This is a genomic window from Streptomyces sp. NPDC002206, from assembly GCF_053593595.1.
On record NZ_JBSFCW010000006.1, the window covers coordinates 69,824 to 86,394 of the forward strand.

General features: G+C 71.3%; 11 protein-coding genes. 3 read left to right on the plus strand and 8 right to left on the minus strand.

Annotation, left to right across the window (positions count from 1 at the left end; genetic code table 11):
- Positions 1–57: 57 nt before the first annotated feature.
- Genes ACWCP8_RS14280 through ACWCP8_RS14310 form a run of 7 tightly spaced genes read right to left on the minus strand, consistent with a single transcriptional unit; the run spans position 58 to position 7,970 of the window.
- Positions 58–876, minus strand: a complete 819-nt coding sequence (locus ACWCP8_RS14280) for an HpcH/HpaI aldolase/citrate lyase family protein (RefSeq protein WP_352264366.1) — start codon at positions 874–876, stop codon at positions 58–60.
- The gene (locus tag ACWCP8_RS14285) at positions 873–2,072 is read right to left on the minus strand and encodes a CaiB/BaiF CoA transferase family protein (protein ID WP_382831659.1); all 1,200 of its coding nucleotides are present in this window, start codon (positions 2,070–2,072) and stop codon (positions 873–875) included. Before ACWCP8_RS14285 ends, ACWCP8_RS14280 begins: the two co-directional genes overlap by 4 nt.
- Positions 2,069–2,953, minus strand: coding sequence for a ribokinase (rbsK, locus tag ACWCP8_RS14290; protein ID WP_352264368.1), 885 nt, complete (start codon positions 2,951–2,953; stop codon positions 2,069–2,071). Before rbsK ends, ACWCP8_RS14285 begins: the two co-directional genes overlap by 4 nt.
- Positions 2,950–4,314 carry an ADP-ribosylglycohydrolase family protein gene (locus tag ACWCP8_RS14295; protein WP_451116143.1) on the minus strand — a complete coding sequence of 455 codons (1,365 nt, stop codon included), beginning with the start codon at positions 4,312–4,314 and terminating at the stop codon, positions 2,950–2,952. The genes rbsK and ACWCP8_RS14295 overlap by 4 nt, the downstream gene beginning before the upstream one ends.
- The gene (locus ACWCP8_RS14300) at positions 4,311–5,486 is read right to left on the minus strand and encodes an ADP-ribosylglycohydrolase family protein (RefSeq protein WP_451116145.1); all 1,176 of its coding nucleotides are present in this window, start codon (positions 5,484–5,486) and stop codon (positions 4,311–4,313) included. The genes ACWCP8_RS14295 and ACWCP8_RS14300 overlap by 4 nt, the downstream gene beginning before the upstream one ends.
- Positions 5,440–6,693: an ADP-ribosylglycohydrolase family protein gene (locus ACWCP8_RS14305; protein WP_451116147.1), complete on the minus strand. Its 1,254-nt coding sequence runs from the start codon at positions 6,691–6,693 to the stop codon at positions 5,440–5,442. Before ACWCP8_RS14305 ends, ACWCP8_RS14300 begins: the two co-directional genes overlap by 47 nt.
- Positions 6,690–7,970 (minus strand): ADP-ribosylglycohydrolase family protein, encoded by a 1,281-nt coding sequence (locus tag ACWCP8_RS14310; RefSeq protein ID WP_451116149.1) that lies wholly within the window; start codon positions 7,968–7,970, stop codon positions 6,690–6,692. Before ACWCP8_RS14310 ends, ACWCP8_RS14305 begins: the two co-directional genes overlap by 4 nt.
- A 263-nt stretch (positions 7,971–8,233) precedes the next feature.
- Here ACWCP8_RS14310 and ACWCP8_RS14315 point away from each other — a divergent pair, with 263 nt between their 5' ends.
- The 3 genes from ACWCP8_RS14315 (at position 8,234) to ACWCP8_RS14325 (ending at position 15,381) form a co-directional block, all read left to right on the plus strand.
- A complete protein-coding gene (locus ACWCP8_RS14315; protein WP_451116356.1) occupies positions 8,234–8,968 on the plus strand; it encodes a VIT1/CCC1 transporter family protein in 735 nt (244 codons plus the stop codon).
- Positions 8,969–9,368: 400 nt separating this feature from the next.
- A complete protein-coding gene (gene gltB / locus ACWCP8_RS14320; protein WP_352264373.1) occupies positions 9,369–13,928 on the plus strand; it encodes a glutamate synthase large subunit in 4,560 nt (1,519 codons plus the stop codon).
- The gene (locus tag ACWCP8_RS14325) at positions 13,921–15,381 is read left to right on the plus strand and encodes a glutamate synthase subunit beta (RefSeq protein ID WP_451116151.1); all 1,461 of its coding nucleotides are present in this window, start codon (positions 13,921–13,923) and stop codon (positions 15,379–15,381) included. Before gltB ends, ACWCP8_RS14325 begins: the two co-directional genes overlap by 8 nt.
- 136 nt (positions 15,382–15,517) lie before the next feature.
- On the opposite strand, the gene ACWCP8_RS14330 is transcribed toward ACWCP8_RS14325, so the two are convergent.
- Positions 15,518–16,453: a rhomboid family intramembrane serine protease gene (locus ACWCP8_RS14330; protein WP_352264377.1), complete on the minus strand. Its 936-nt coding sequence runs from the start codon at positions 16,451–16,453 to the stop codon at positions 15,518–15,520.
- Positions 16,454–16,571 lie beyond the last annotated feature (118 nt).

A 16,571-nucleotide genomic window follows, 5' to 3' on the forward strand; every position in this document is an offset into this window, starting at 1 on the left:
TCCTCGATCGCCGGAGGGGCTGGATTCGGTGTGCCGGAGGGGCTGGAGTCTCCGTCGTCAGCTCACCCGTTCTGCCAGCGCAAGCGTCCGGTGGGCCGCTGCCACTACCGCCGCGTCCACGAAGCGGCCGTCCGGCAGCGCCAGTGCGCCTGCCTCCGTGAGGGCTGCCGCCACGATTTCCTGGGCCGAGTCGACCTCCTCCGAAGTGGGCCGGAACGCCCGCTCGATCACCGGTAGCTGCCGGGGGTGGATCGCCGCCCGGCCGATGAACCCCAGCGAGCGCCCGTGCGCGCAGGAATGCCGCAGGCCGTCCAGGTCCCGTACGTCCGGGAACACCGACTGGGTCGGCGGGGCGAGGCCGGCCGCGCGGGCGGCGACCACCACCCGGCTGCGTGACCAGTCGAGGCCCCGGTCGTCCCGCACCCCCAGATCGGCCCGGAGATCGGTCTCGCCGAGGGCGATCGAGCGGACCTGGGGGTGGGAGGCCGCGACCGTGTACGCGTGCTCGATGCCGAGCGCCGACTCCAGCAGCGGACAGAGCGCCACGCCGGGGGCGAGCGCCGCGATGTGGTGGACGGTCGCGGCATGCGTGATCTTCGGCAGGCGCAGTTCGGCGAGGCCCGGCAGTCCGGCCAGGGCCAGGATGTCGGCCTCTGCGTGGACCCGGACATGCACCGGCGCGGCCGTGTCGGCGGCCGGTTCGGTGAGGAGCTCGACGGTGGCGGACCGGGCGTACTCCTTGCGGTCCGGTGCGACCGCGTCCTCCAGGTCGACGATCACCACGTCCGCGCCCGAGTCGCGTGCCTTGCGCACCACGTCCGGCCGGTCCCCGGGAACGTACAGCCACGTCAGATGCACCTCTTCGGCCGCGGTCACAGGACGCCTTCCGCCCGTAGCCCGGCAATGTCCGGTCCTGACAGGCCGAGCCCGGTCAGGATCTCCTCGGTGTCCGCGCCGTGCGGACGGCCCGCCCACCGGATCGAGCCCGGGGTCCGGGAGAGCCGGAAGAGGACGTTCTGCATCCGGAGCGGGCCCAGTTCGGGGTCGGGGACCTCGGCGACGGAGCCCAGGGCCCGGTACTGCGGATCCTCCATCACGTCCCGGATGTCGTGAATGGGCGCGATGGCCGCCTCCGCCTTCTCGAACGCGGAGATCGCGTCGTCGCGGGTGTGCCGGGCCATCCAGGTGCCGACCGCCTCGTCGAGTTCGTCGGAGTGTTCGGCACGGGTGGTGCCGGAGGCGAACCACGGCTCGTCGATCAGCTCCGCCCGGCCGACCAGACGCATCACGCGTTCGGCGATGGACTGGGCGGAGGTGGAGACGGCGACCCACTGACCGTCGGACGTGCGGTACGTGTTGCGCGGGGCGTTGTTGCGCGAGCGGTTGCCGGTGCGTTCCTGGACGTAGCCGAGCTGGTCGTACCAGAGCGGCTGCGGGCCGAGCACGGTGAGGATCGGCTCGATGATCGCCAGGTCGACGACCTGGCCCTCCCCGGTGCGGTCCCGCCCGGCCAGCGCCGTCATCACGGCGTACGCGGTGGCGAGTGCCGCGATCGAGTCGGCGAGGCCGAAGGGCGGCAGGGTCGGCGGCCCGTCCGGCTCGCCGGTGATCGCGGCGAAACCGCTCATCGCCTCGGCGAGTGTGCCGAAGCCGGGGCGGTGCGCGTACGGGCCGAACTGGCCGAAGCCGGTGACCCGGGTCAGTACCAGCCGCGGGTTGACCGCGTGCAGCTCCTCCCAGCCGATGCCCCACCGCTCCAGCGTCCCCGGCCGGAAGTTCTCGATGATCACATCACTGGAGGCGGCCAGCCGGAGGAGGACATCGCGCCCGCCGGGAGTGGAGAGGTCGAGGGTGAGATTGCGTTTGTTGCGGCCGAGCAGCTTCCACCACAGGCCGATGCCGTCCTTCGTCGGGCCGTGGCCACGCGACGGGTCGGGCTTGCGTGGATGCTCGACCTTGATCACCTCGGCGCCGAAGTCGCCGAGCATGGTGGCCGCGAGGGGGCCGGCGAAGAGCGTGGCGAGGTCGAGGACCCGCAGACCGGAGAGGGGAGTTTCCGTGGGCGCGGTCATGCGGCGTCGATCTCGCTGCGGTACGGCATGGAGGTCGAGGCGCCGGGCTTCTGTACGCAGAGTGCCGCAGCGGTCGACGCCCAGGCGAGAGCTTCCGGTACGGCCCGTCCTTCGCCGAGGGCCACGGCGAGCGCCCCGACGAAGGTGTCCCCGGCTCCGGTGGTGTCGACAGCGGTCACTTCCGGGGCGGGGAAGTGGACCGTTTCGCTGCCCCGGGCCGCGTACAGGCAGCCCTTCGAACCGAGGGTGACGACGACCTCGGGGACGTGCCGGAGCAGGATCTCGGCCGCCGCGTGGGGTTCGGTCTTCCCGGAGAGTGCGGCTGCCTCGTGCTCATTGGGGATCAACAGGTCGACGGTGTCGAGGAGTTCGTCCGGCAGGGGTTGTACGGGGGAGGGGGTGAGGATCGTCCGTACGCCCTGCGCATGGGCCATCCGGGCCCCTTCGACCACGGCCGACAGGGGCAGTTCCAGCTGGAGGAGCAGCAGATCGGCTTCCGCGATGGCGGCCATCTCGCCGGGGCCGAGCGTGTGGACGGTGCCGTTGGCGCCGGGGATCACCACGATGGCGTTGCCGCCCGTGTCGTCGACGACGATGTGCGCCGTGCCGCTGGGGCCCTCGGCGGTGTGCAGCAGATCGGTTTCGACGCCCGCGTGCTCCAGTTCGGCCCGGAGCCGCGCCCCGTACGCGTCGTCGCCGACCGCGCCGATCATCAGCACGTCACCGCCCGCGCGGGCGGCGGCGATGGCCTGGTTGGCGCCCTTGCCGCCGGGGATGGTGCGGAACTCCCTTCCGGTGACGGTCTCCCCGCGCTCCGGGGCCCGTGCGACGTAGGCGACAAGGTCCATATTGGTGCTGCCGAGCACCGCGATGGCGGTCATGGGCGGAGTGCCTCCTGGTAGGTCAGTTCAGCGAGTGCGTCGAAGCCGACGGAGTCGAAACCCGGGACGGATGTGGCGAGACGGTTTTTGAGTGGGGTGGTCCACCGGACGGGCAGCGCGTCGGGCCGGCCGGCCAGTAGACCGGCCAGCGAACCGGCGGTCGCACCGTTCGAGTCCGTGTCCCAACCACCGGAGACCGCACGGCAGATGGAGCCGGAGAAGTCGCCGTCGGCGTGGGTGAGAGCGGCGGCGAGCAGCGCGGCGTTGGGCAGCACATGGACCCAGTGGTACGCGCCGAACGCGGCGTGCAGCCGGTCGGCGACCGCGTCGAAGTCCGGCTCCCCGCGGGCCGCGTCGATCCCGGTGCGGACCGCGTGCGCGAACCGCGAGCGCGGCGGTACGACGCGCAGCCCGGTCGCGAGGCAGCCGTGCACATCGGTCTCCCCACCGGCCGCCTCGGCGAGCGCGGCAGCGGTGAACATCGCCCCGTACACGCCGTTGCCGGTGTGGGTGAGGACCGCGTCCCGGTGGGCCTGCTCGGCGGCGGCCGCCGGGTCGCCGGGGTGTGTCCAGCCGTGCACATCGGCGCGGATCTGGGCGCCGATCCACTCCCGGAACGGATTGCGGTGCCGGGCGGTGTCCGGCGGCTCGATTCCGTCGAGCAGATTGCGGTACGCAACCCGCTCGGCGGTGAAGGTCCGGCCGGCGGGGAGTTCGTCGAGCCAGAGCCGGGCGAGATCGGCGGTGGAGAAGGACGGCCCGTACCGCTGGATCAACAGCAGGGAGAGGAGTGGGTAATTGAGATCGTCGTCCTCCGGCATCCCGTCGATGTTCTCGGCGAGCGAGGTGGCGGCGGAGCGGCGGTTCCAGGGGTATGCGGCGGTCAGCTCGGCGGGCAGGCCCCTGGCGGTGAACCAGGTGGTGAGCGGCCAGTTCCCGGTGGCGCGGGCCAGTGCGCGGATCCCCGCGAGAGGCAGATTCTCGACGGGCTTGCCGAGCAGGCAGCCGGCGGCGCGGCCCAGCCAGGCCGCCTCCAGCCGGGCCTTGCCGACCGTTGGAAGCTCCGCGCGCGGAGCCGGCCAGTGCGGGCAGGCCGCCCGGATCGCGACCAGATCCGTCGGCTCGTCGACGGCCGACGTCGAGTCGAGCAGTGCGAGTTCGTCGAGCAGCCGCTCGGCGAGCGCGCGGAGTGCGGGCGGTGCGGGGGGCGTCGACGCGCCCGCGCGCTCCGGGGCGGGGGCGCCGCCCGCCGCGTACCAGCGGCGCTCGATGTCCCGCACGTCCCGGCCGTCCTCGGTCGCCTGGCGCAGTTCGTGCCCGATCAGATCCTCCGGCTGCACCCAGGTGACCCGCACGGTCACGGCGTACCTGCCAGCGTCGCGAACGCCACCTCGTGCGTACGCCGCCGGGCGGTGTCCCGTACGAACACCTCGCGGGCGACGTCCGTCAGTGTCCGCGCCGGTGCGCGCAGATCGAGGCGACTGGCCTCGGCGACCGCTTTCACCCAGGTGGCGGGGATCGCCGCCTCGCCGTGCAGGGCGCCGGCGAGCGCACCGCTCATCGTGGCGATCGAGTCGCAGTCCCGGCCGTAGTTGACCGAACCGAGCACCGCGTGCCGGTAGTCGCCGTCCGCGACGAGCAGCATCCCGAGGGCGATCGGCAGCTCCTCGATGGCGTGCAGCCGGGATGGGCGACGGGCGCCGAGGGACGGTGTGCGGTAGTCGGGTCCGACGGTGTCGAAGGGGGCGACGGCGGTACGCAGTGGTGTCAGTGCCGTCTCGAAGTCCCGGTACCGTACGGCCACTTCACAGACCGCTTCGATGGCGGCCCGCGTCCCGTCCTTGGCGAGTGACAGACAGGCGTCGACGACGGTGGCGGGCGTCGCATCCGGCGCACAGGCGGCGGCGACGGCCGCCGCGAAGACTCCGGCGGCCTCCCTCCCGTACGACGACTGATGGGCGCCCGCGACGTCCAGCGCCTCGGCGTACGCGGCTTGCGGATGGGCGGCGTTGACCAGGCCGACCGGCGCCATGTACATCGCCGCCCCGCAGTTCACGATGTTCCCGGAGCCCGCCTCGCGCGGATCGACATGACCGTAGTGCAGCCGGGCGACGATCCATTTCTCGGCGAGGAAGATCCGCTGCAGCGGCAGCGCCTCGGCCTCCAGATCCGGGATCCAGCGGGGGGTCGAGATCAGCTCCGGTACGAGATGGTCGGCGACGCAGTACGCGTCGAGATGGTCCCGTACGGTGCCGTACACCCGTACCAGCGCATGGGTCATCAAGGTGTCGTCGGTGACGTGACCGTCGCCTTTGTGATACGGGGCGATCGGGCGGGCGGTGCGCCAGGCCTCGCCGTCCCACGGGCCCACGATGTCGGTGATCCGGCCGCCGTGGCGCTCGACGATCTGCTCGGGGGGCCGGCCCTCGACCGGCCCGCCGAGCGCGTCGCCGACGGCGGCGCCGACGAGGGCGCCGGTGATCCGGTCATCGAGACCGAGCGTGATGGGTGGTTTGTTCTGAATCGGCGTCATGCCGGAATTGTCCACCCGAAGGGGCTGGTTCCGTGTCTGTCAGCAGCCCGGCGAGTTCGATGAGATCGGTGCCCGCGAGACGGGGCAGCGCGCATCCCGCGAGGGTGCGGCAGGCCTCGCGCCAGCCGTCCGGGACGGTGGCGATGCCGCCGAGCGCACCGGTCAGCGCGCCGGCCAGGGCGGGCGCCGAGTCCGCGACCCGCGACAGGCAGGCCGCCGCGGGAATGGCCTGGGAGATCTCGCCGCGGGCCGCGGTGGTCAGAGCCAGGGCGACCGGTACGGTCTCGGCCGCGGCGATCCCGTAGCTGTAGACATGGTCGACGATCTGGTGCTCCAGCACCGGTACGAGCGCGAAGGCGCCGGCTGCCTCGCCGACGAAGTCCCGGGCGATCCGGACGGCGTGAGCGGCGTTGCGGGCGATCTCGGTGCCCTCGGGGAGCTGGACGAGCGCGGCGTTCACCGCGGTGTCGACATCGGCCCCGCCCAGCGCCTCGGCGATCGCGGCGGCCATCGCACGGGCGCCGTGCACACCGTCGCCGTCCTGGGTGTATCGGGCATCGAACTCGGCGAGTTCGGCGGCGGCCCAGGGGCGGCCGGGGTGGACGACTGCCAGCACGGCAGCCCGTACACAGGCCGCGTCGTCGAAGTAGTGCGGGTTGTCGTGACCGGTGGCGGGCGGCCGCAGCCCGGCGGCGAGATTGCCGAGCCCGGCCCGGACCGAGATCCGGGCGCGCAGCGGGAGAACCGCCGACTCGACCTCGGGCGCCCGTGCGGCGGCCGCGGCGACCTCGGCGGCCAGCGCGTTCCACGCGACATCGATGGCGGCCCGCATCCGGCGGTCGGGGGAGAGGCCGTGCAGCGGACCGGCTGTCGAAGCCAGCACGGTCCCGGCGGCGAACGCGGCCCACTCGGCGTCGTCGGAGGGACCGAGCCGCAGTGGCTCGGGCGGCTGGTTGAGTGCGATGGGCACCGGGAGGGTGGTGGTGGCGTTCTGCTCGGCGAAGGTGTCGAGCTCCCGGGTGAGCCGACGCGTCCATTCGGGCATCCGGGCCGCCCGGTGACGCGCCGCGGGCCACCCGGCGGCATCCCCCGAGGCCAGCCCGAGCAGGAGCCCCTCGATCCGGGCCCGGCGCCCCGGCAGGGGCCGGTTCAAGGGCGGGGTGGAACGGTTCTCCGGGTGGGGCTCGGTGTTCCGCGCGGTAGTCATGACACCACCGCCGCGGGTCCGTCCGCGGCGGACGGACCCGAGGGCCTGTCGAGGGGGGCGGCGGTGTGCCGGGCCGTGTCGGGGCGGGTGCCGCCGGCCTCGCGTGACCTGCCGGCCCCGCCGGCTGCGCCGGTCCCGTGGCCGTTGCCGATCCCGCTGTCCCCGCCGTTCCCCGCGGCATCCGGCTCGTCCGTCTCGTCCGGTGTGAGCAGCTCCGCGATGTCCAGGACGTGGTGGCCCCGCATCGACGGCAGACAGCTGCCTCGGACCGGGCCGATCGCCCGCCCCCAGTGCCGGGGGATCGCGGATACCCCGCCCAGCGCGCCGGCCAGCGCGCCCGCCACCGCTGCCGTGGTGTCCGCGTCGCGGCCCATGTTGACCGCCGTCAGCACCGCCGTACGGAAGTCGCCGCGTGCCGCCGCGAACGCGCCGAACGCCAGGCCCACCGCCTCCGGTGCCAGGTCCGTCCACGGGTAGCCGCCCACCACCACCGCGGAGCGCACCGCGCGTTCCCTGGTGAGGCGGTCGGGGTGCTTGTGCTGCGCGGCCGTCACCGCCCGCCGCAGCGAGCGCGCGGTCCAGGAGTCCATCGGTACGACGGACAGGGCGGCCGCGATCACGGACGTGACCCCTGCTCCCGCCATCGCGGCGGCCACCCCGGCCGCCACCGCCTGGCCGCCGTAGATGCCCTCACCGTCGTGGCTGACCTGCCCGTCGATCGCGACCAGGCGTGCGGCCTCCGCGGGCCGGCCTGCCGCGAAGACTCCGAACGGGGCCGCGCGCATCGCGAGCCCGTCGCTCCAGGCGTGCCGGTGCTGGGCGGAGATCGGGGCGGCGAGGCCCCGGCGCAGGTTCTCCAGGGTGCCGCGCTCGCTGAACCCGGCACCGCGGAACGGCCCCTCGTCCAGGTCGACGATCCACAGATGCCAGGCCCGCTCGACATGGGTGACGGTCAGCGCCGAGCCGTGCCGGGCGAGCAGGAGCCCGGAGAAGATCGCGTACTCCGTGTCGTCGGTACCGGCCGGGTCGTCGCTGACGAAGCCTTCGATCCGGCCCCAGCGACGGCGGATCTCGGACGGTCGCAGGTTCTCCGCGGGTGCGCCCAGCGCATCGCCCACGGCAAGGCCGAGGAGCGCACCCCTGGCCCGGTCGGCCCGGTCGCGGCGGCCGGGACCGTCGGTGTGGCTCGCGTCGAGGCGGTGCGCGTCGTTCCGGGCTGCCTCCGCCGTGCCCCCGCCTGTGCGCGGTTCTGCCGGATTGCCTGCAATCAACTCCATCGCGTCGACCCTTCGCTCGTACCGAGCCAGTTCTCGTACCTGTCCGATCTGTGCCACGCGGAGCACCGACAGAGGCCGATAAACGCAACAAAAGGGCCACTCGGATGACGGGATCCCCTTCGTAAGGCAGGCCGTACTTACCTGGTCAGAGGCCAGGTAAGTACGGCCTGGCTTGCTGGCGGGGGATCCCTTTCGTGCGTACTTTCGGTGGTGTTGAGCGGGGGTGGGGCGAGCAGAACCCGCTGCCGGAGAAGGGGAGAGCTGTGGCCATCATCGAGACCGACGCCGTACTGCACGGGGCGCACCGCGACAACCACACCCACCGTGATGTGAACGGTGGCTGGCTGCGTCCGGCGGTCTTCGGTGCGATGGACGGGCTGGTCTCGAACCTGGCGCTGATGACCGGCGTCGCGGGTGGCTCGGTCTCCCAGCAGACGCTCGTGATCACCGGTCTGGCGGGTCTGGCGGCCGGTGCGTTCTCCATGGCGGCCGGCGAATACACCTCCGTGGCCTCGCAGCGCGAGCTCGTCGAGGCCGAACTCGACGTCGAGCGGCGCGAGTTGCGCAGGCACCCGATGGACGAGATGGAAGAGCTCGCCGCGCTCTACGAGTCCCGCGGCGTCGACCCCGCGCTCGCCCGCGAGGTCGCCCGGCAGTTGTCCCGCGACCCCGAGCAGGCCCTGGAGATACACGCCCGCGAGGAGCTCGGCATCGACCCGGGCGATCTGCCGTCGCCGCTCGTCGCCGCCGTCTCGTCGTTCGGCGCCTTCGCGATGGGTGCGCTGCTGCCCGTACTGCCGTATCTGCTCGGTGCGAGCGCGATGTGGCCCGCGGTGCTGCTCGCGCTGGTCGGCCTCTTCGGCTGCGGGGCGGTGGTGGCGAGGGTGACGGCCCGCAGTTGGTGGTTCAGCGGGCTGCGGCAGCTGGTGCTCGGCGGGACGGCCGCTGCGATCACGTACGGCCTGGGCACCCTGTTCGGCGTGGCCGTCGGCGGCTGACCGCGCCCGCGCCGCCCCGCGCAATGCGCCTGCAGGCAATCTGCCTGCAATCCGTGTGACGTACGTCTTGGGTTCCGCCCCTGGGCGGAACCACCCCAACGGACGTAAAATGAGTCTCTATACAGTGCTGCACATAAGTAGCCGTTACTCGGCGGTTTCGTTTCCTTTACCACTGGGCATGAGCCGTAGACACCGCAGGCAACGACGCCTGCTCTCTGTGGTCCCCCGGGCGCCGATCCTCCGACTGCGACCCGCTCCACCGCTCCACGCGGTGTCCGCATGTTGGAACGGGCTATCCGCTTCTTGAGAAGCAGCCCATCATGTAACCTGCACGAAATTTCGCAGAGGGCCAACGTCGTCCCTCGGCACTGCATATGCCACGACGACGACGGGAGAGCCAATGCGTTCCGACGCCTGGTCGCCCATGGACGGTCGCCCCGCCCAGCAGGGGATGTACGACCCCCGTAACGAGCACGACGCCTGTGGTGTCGGGTTCGTGGCCACTCTTACCGGTGTGGCCAGCCATGAGCTGGTCGAGCAGGCGCTGACCGTACTGCGCAACCTCGAGCACCGCGGCGCCACCGGATCCGAGCCCGACTCGGGCGACGGCGCCGGAATCCTGCTCCAGGTACCGGACGCCTTCCTCCGCGCAGAGGTCCCCTTCGACCTCCCGGAGGCCGGTGGCTACGCCGTCGGAATCGCCTTCCTGCCCGCGGACGACTCCACCGATGCCGTCCAGAAGCTCGAGAAGATCGCCGCCGAGGAGGGCCTGAAGGTTCTCGGCTGGCGCGAGGTCCCGGTCAGCCCCGACCTCCTCGGCAGCGGCGCCCGCGCCACCATGCCCGAGTTCCGCCAGCTCTTCGTCGCGGACGGCGAGAGCGCCGGCATCGCGCTCGACCGCAAGGCCTTCGTGCTGCGCAAGCGCGCCGAGCGTGAGGCCGGGGTGTACTTCCCCTCGCTCTCCGCCCGCACGATCGTCTACAAGGGCATGCTCACCACCGGGCAGCTGGAGCCGTTCTTCCCGGACCTTTCCGACCGCCGTCTCGCCACCACGGTCGCGCTGGTCCACTCGCGCTTCTCCACGAACACGTTCCCGAGCTGGCCGCTCGCCCACCCGTACCGCTTCGTCGCGCACAACGGCGAGATCAACACGGTCAAGGGCAACCGCAACTGGATGAAGGCCCGCGAGTCCCAGCTCGCGTCGAGCCTCTTCGGTACGGAGCAGCTGGACCGGATCTTCCCCGTCTGCACCCCGGACGCCTCCGACTCCGCCTCCTTCGACGAGGTCCTGGAGCTGCTCCACCTCGGCGGCCGCTCGCTGCCGCACTCGGTGCTGATGATGGTCCCCGAGGCGTGGGAGAACCACGACTCGATGGACCCGGCCCGGCGCGCCTTCTACCAGTACCACTCCACGATGATGGAGCCCTGGGACGGCCCGGCCTGCGTCACCTTCACCGACGGCACCCAGGTCGGCGCGGTCCTCGACCGCAACGGTCTGCGCCCCGGCCGTTACTGGGTCACCGACGACGGCCTCGTCGTCCTCTCCTCCGAGGTCGGTGTCCTGGACATCGCCCCCGCGAAGGTCGTCCGCAAGGGCCGCCTCCAGCCCGGCAAGATGTTCCTCGTCGACACCGCCGAGGGCCGCATCATCGAGGACGACGAGATCAAGGCGGGCCTCGCCGCCGAGCAGCCGTACCGGGAGTGGCTGGAGACCGGCGAGATCGAGCTGGAGGATCTCCCCGAGCGCGAGCACATCGTGCACACGCACGCCTCCGTCACCCGTCGCCAGCAGACCTTCGGCTACACCGAGGAAGAGCTCCGCGTCATCCTCGCGCCGATGGCCCGCACCGCCGGCGAGCCGCTCGGCTCCATGGGCACGGACTCGCCGATCGCGGCCCTGTCCGAGCGCCCCCGGCTGCTCTTCGACTACTTCACCCAGCTGTTCGCGCAGGTCACCAACCCGCCGCTGGACGCCATCCGCGAGGAGCTCGTCACCTCGCTGCGCTCCACGCTGGGCCCGCAGGGCAACCTGCTGGAGCCGACCGCCGCGTCGTGCCGCAGCGTCACGCTGCCGTTCCCGGTGATCGACAACGACGAGCTGGCCAAGCTGATACACATCAATGCCGACGGCGACATGCCGGGCATGAAGGCCGCCACGCTCTCCGGTCTCTACCGGGTCAGCGGCAGCGGTGAGGCCCTCGCTGCCCGGATCGAGCAGATCTGTACCGAGGTCGACGCAGCCATAGAGGACGGCGCCCGCCTGATCGTCCTGTCCGACCGGCACTCCGACGCCGAGCACGCCCCGATCCCGTCGCTGCTGCTCACCTCGGCCGTCCATCACCACCTCATCCGTACCAAGCAGCGCACCCAGGTGGGTCTGCTGGTCGAGGCCGGGGACGTCCGCGAGGTCCACCACGTCGCGCTGCTGATCGGTTACGGCGCCGCCGCGGTCAACCCGTACCTCGCGATGGAGTCCGTCGAGGACCTGGTCCGGGCCGGCACGTTCATCGAGGGCATCGAGCCCGAGCAGGCCATCCGCAACCTGATCTACGCGCTCGGCAAGGGCGTCCTGAAGGTCATGTCCAAGATGGGCATCTCGACCGTCGCCTCCTACCGCGGCGCCCAGGTCTTCGAGGCCGTCGGCCTGGACGAGGCCTTCGTCGCGAAGTACTTCAACGGCACCGCGACCAAGATCGGCGGCGCCGGACTCGACGTCGTCGCCAAGGAGGTCGCCGCCCGGCACGCCAAGGGCTACCCCGCCTCCGGCATCTCCGCCTCGCACCGCGCGCTGGAGATCGGCGGCGAGTACCAGTGGCGCCGCGAGGGCGAGCCGCACCTGTTCGACCCGGAGACGGTCTTCCGCCTCCAGCACGCCACCCGCAACCGCCGGTACGACATCTTCAAGAAGTACACGGACCGGGTGAACGAGCAGTCCGAGCGCCTGATGACGCTCCGCGGCCTGTTCGGCTTCAAGTCGGACCGCGAGGCGATCCCGGTCGACGAGGTCGAGTCCGTCTCCGACATCGTCAAGCGGTTCTCCACCGGCGCCATGTCGTACGGCTCGATCTCCCGCGAGGCGCACGAGACCCTCGCCATCGCCATGAACCAGCTGGGCGGCAAGTCCAACACCGGTGAGGGCGGCGAGGACGCCGACCGGCTCTACGACCCGGCGCGCCGCTCGTCCATCAAGCAGGTCGCCTCCGGCCGCTTCGGTGTGACCAGCGAGTACCTGGTCAACGCGGACGACATCCAGATCAAGATGGCGCAGGGCGCCAAGCCCGGCGAGGGCGGCCAGCTGCCCGGCCACAAGGTCTACCCGTGGGTCGCCAAGACCCGGCACTCCACCCCGGGCGTCGGTCTGATCTCCCCGCCGCCGCACCACGACATCTACTCCATCGAGGACCTGGCTCAGCTGATCCACGACCTCAAGAACGCCAACCCCGCGGCCCGCATCCACGTGAAGCTGGTCTCCGAGGTCGGCGTCGGCACGGTCGCTGCGGGTGTCTCCAAGGCGCACGCGGACGTCGTCCTGATCTCCGGCCACGACGGCGGAACGGGCGCCTCGCCGCTCACCTCGCTGAAGCACGCGGGCGGCCCCTGGGAGCTCGGCCTCGCCGAGACCCAGCAGACCCTGCTGCTCAACGGTCTGCGCGACCGCATCGTCGTGCAGACCGACGGCCAGCTGAAGACCGGCCGCGACGTCGTCATCGCCGCGCTGCTGGGCGCCGAGGAGTTCGGGTTCGCGACCGCGCCGCTCGTCGTCTCCGGCTGCGTCATGATGCGCGTCTGTCACCTCGACACCTGCCCGGTCGGCATCGCCACCCAGAACCCGGTCCTGCGCGACCGGTTCTCCGGCAAGGCCGAGTACGTCGTCAACTTCTTCGAGTTCATCGCCCAGGAAGTCCGCGAGATCCTCGCCGAGCTCGGCTTCCGTACGATCGAAGAGGCCGTCGGCCACGCGGAGCTGCTGGACACCGACCGTGCGGTCACGCACTGGAAGGCGCAGGGCCTCGACCTGGAGCCCCTGTTCTACGTCCCGGAGCTGCCCGAGGGTGCGGTCCGCCACCAGCAGATCGAGCAGGACCACGGTCTCGCCAAGGCTCTCGACAACGAGCTGATCAAGCTCGCCGCCGACGCCCTGAACGCGGACAGCGCCGAGGACGCCCAGCCGGTCCGGGCCCAGATCGCGATCCGGAACATCAACCGGACCGTCGGCACCATGCTCGGCCACGAGGTGACGAAGAAGTTCGGCGGTGCCGGTCTGCCGCAGGACACCATCGACATCACCTTCACCGGCTCCGCCGGCCAGTCGTTCGGCGCGTTCGTGCCGAGCGGTGTGACGCTGCGCCTGGAGGGCGACGCCAACGACTACGTCGGCAAGGGCCTCTCCGGCGGCCGCGTCATCGTCCGCCCGGACCGCGGCGCCGACCACCTCGCCGAGTACTCCACCATCGCGGGCAACACCATCGCCTACGGTGCGACCGGTGGCGAGCTGTTCCTGCGCGGCCGTACCGGTGAGCGGTTCTGCGTCCGCAACTCCGGCGCGACCGTCGTCTCGGAAGGCGTGGGCGACCACGGCTGCGAGTACATGACCGGTGGTCACGCCGTCGTCCTCGGCGAGACCGGACGCAATTTCGCCGCCGGTATGTCGGGCGGTGTCGCGTACGTCGTCGACCTGGACCGCGACAACGTCAACGTCGGCAACCTCGGTGCGATCGAGGAACTCTCCGACACCGACAAGCAGTGGCTGCACGACGTCGTGCGCCGCCACCAGGAGGAGACGGGCTCCACCGTCGCCGAGAAGCTGCTTGCCGAGTGGGACACCGCGGTGACCCGCTTCAGCAAGATCATCCCGTCCACCTACAAGGCAGTGCTCGCCGCCAAGGACGCCGCTGAGCTCGCCGGTCTCTCCGAGCAGGAGACCACCGAGAAGATGATGGAGGCGGCGACCAATGGCTGACCCCAAGGGCTTCCTGACCACCGGGCGCGAGGCCGCCAAGACCCGCCCCGTGGGCGAGCGCGTCAGGGACTGGAACGAGGTCTACGTTCCGGGCTCGCTGCTCCCGATCATCAGCAAGCAGGCCGGCCGCTGCATGGACTGCGGCATCCCGTTCTGCCACAACGGCTGTCCGCTGGGGAACCTCATCCCCGAGTGGAACGACTACGCCTACCGCGAGGACTGGACGGCCGCGTCCGAGCGCCTGCACGCGACGAACAACTTCCCGGAGTTCACCGGCCGCCTGTGCCCCGCTCCGTGCGAGTCGGCGTGCGTCCTCGGCATCAACCAGCCGGCCGTCACCATCAAGAACGTCGAAGTCTCGATCATCGACAAGGCGTGGGACAGCGGCGACGTCACTCCGCAGCCGCCCGAGCGCCTGTCCGGCAAGACCGTCGCGGTCATCGGCTCGGGCCCGGCGGGTCTCGCCGCCGCCCAGCAGCTGACCCGGGCCGGTCACACGGTCGCCGTCTATGAGCGTGCGGACCGCATCGGAGGCCTTCTCCGGTACGGCATCCCCGAGTTCAAGATGGAGAAGTCGCACATCAACCGCCGCATCGAGCAGATGCGCGCGGAAGGCACCAAGTTCCGTACGGAGGTGGAGATCGGCAAGGACCTCGATGCCGCCAAGCTCCGCCGCCGGTACGACGCGGTCGTCATCGCCGCCGGTGCCACCGTCTCCCGCGACCTGCCCGTCCCGGGCCGTGAGCTGAACGGCGTGCACTTCGCGATGGAGTACCTGCCGCTCGCCAACAAGGTGCAGGAGGGCGACCTGACGGTGTCCCCGATCTCCGCCGAGGGCAAGCACGTCGTCGTCATCGGCGGCGGCGACACCGGCGCCGACTGTGTCGGTACCGCCCACCGGCAGGGCGCGGCCTCCGTCACCCAGCTGGAGATCATGCCGAAGCCGGGCGAGGAGCGGAACACCAACCAGCCCTGGCCGACCTTCCCGATGCTGTACAAGGTCACCTCGGCGCACGAGGAGGGCGGCGAGCGGGTCTACTCCGTCTCCACCACCCACTTCGAGGGCGACGAGGACGGCAACGTCCAGGCCTTGCACCTCGTCGAGGTGGAGTTCAAGGACGGCAAGCTGGAGCAGAAGCCCGGCACCGAGCGGCGGATCCCGGCGCAGCTGGTCACGCTCGCCATGGGCTTCACCGGTACCGACCAGTCCAACGGCCTCGTCCAGCAGTTCGGTGTGGAGCTCGACGAGCGGGGCAATGTCGCGCGCGACGCGGACTACGCCACCAACGTCGAAGGCGTCTTCGTCGCCGGTGACGCGGGCCGCGGCCAGTCCCTCATCGTGTGGGCCATCGCCGAGGGCCGCTCCGCGGCGCGCGGTGTGGACCGCTTCCTGACCGGTGCCAGCGCACTGCCGGCCCCGATCCGCCCGACGGACCGTTCCCTGACGGTCTGAGCACCACCAGCAGTACCAACAACAGACGTCCCGTACAACGGCGTACGGAACTGAACGCGGCGCCTGCCCGTCCCCGACCGGACGATTCGGCAGGCGCCGTGGCGCGTCCGGGGACGCCCCGTACCGGCCGGACGGCTCAGGCCACTGCCCCACCGGTCAGCTGTGATGTCTTGAGCGCCACCAGGGCGACCAGCAGCACGAACAGCACAGCGCACCCGGCGATCTGCACGGCGGTACGGCGCTTCGCCGGCGCGTAGGCGAGCACGGCCATGACGATGCCGCCCGTGAGAAGGCCGCCCAGATGCCCCTGCCACGAGGTGAACCGTGCGGAGATCAGCATCCAGATCAGGAACCCGGCCAGGAATCGGTTGACCGCCTGCATGTCCCGTCCGAGCCGCCGGTTGATGACGTAGAAGGCCGCCGCGAGCCCGAAGATCGCCCCCGATGCGCCCACCGCGGTGTCGCCCGGCGCGATCAGATACACCAGCACCGAACCGCCCAGCGCGGACAGCAGATACAGCGCGAGATAGCGCCCCCGGCCGAGCTGCTCCTCGACGACCCGGCCCAGATTCCACAGCCCGTACATGTTGAAGAGGATGTGCAGCACCCCGAACGGCAGGGAACCGAACGACGACTCGCCCGGCGGAAGATGAAGGAAGGCCCCGGTCAGCAGCCGGTACCACTCGCCGTCCACCACACCGACCGCGTCGAACCCGGGGATGTGCCCGCTCTCGTACACGTACTGACTGCCGTCGGAACCGTTCAGGCCCGCGCCGAGCATCCCGAACCGGTCGACGATATCCGGACGGATCAGCTCGCCCAGATACGCCAGTATGTTCAGGCCCATCAGTACGTACGTCACGACGGGCACCGCCGTCCTCGACACCGCGCCGCCGAAGACCGTGCGCGCCTGCCGGACCGAGCGCTGTCCCTCCTTCACACACTCCACGCAGTGGTGGCCGACAGCGGCTTCCCGCATGCAGTCGGGGCAGATGTAGCGGTCGCAGCGGGTACAGCGCACATACGTCTCGTACGACGGATGGCGGTAGCACGTGGTGACGGCGGCCTCCATGGCCGGCTCCTTCACTGGTGGGCGGTCACGAGGGCCGGTGGGGCGGCGGCGATCAAGATAGCGAACACCGCGAAGGGCGCCGCAGCCGGGTACGAGCGGATCAGGGCAGGCGGTCACG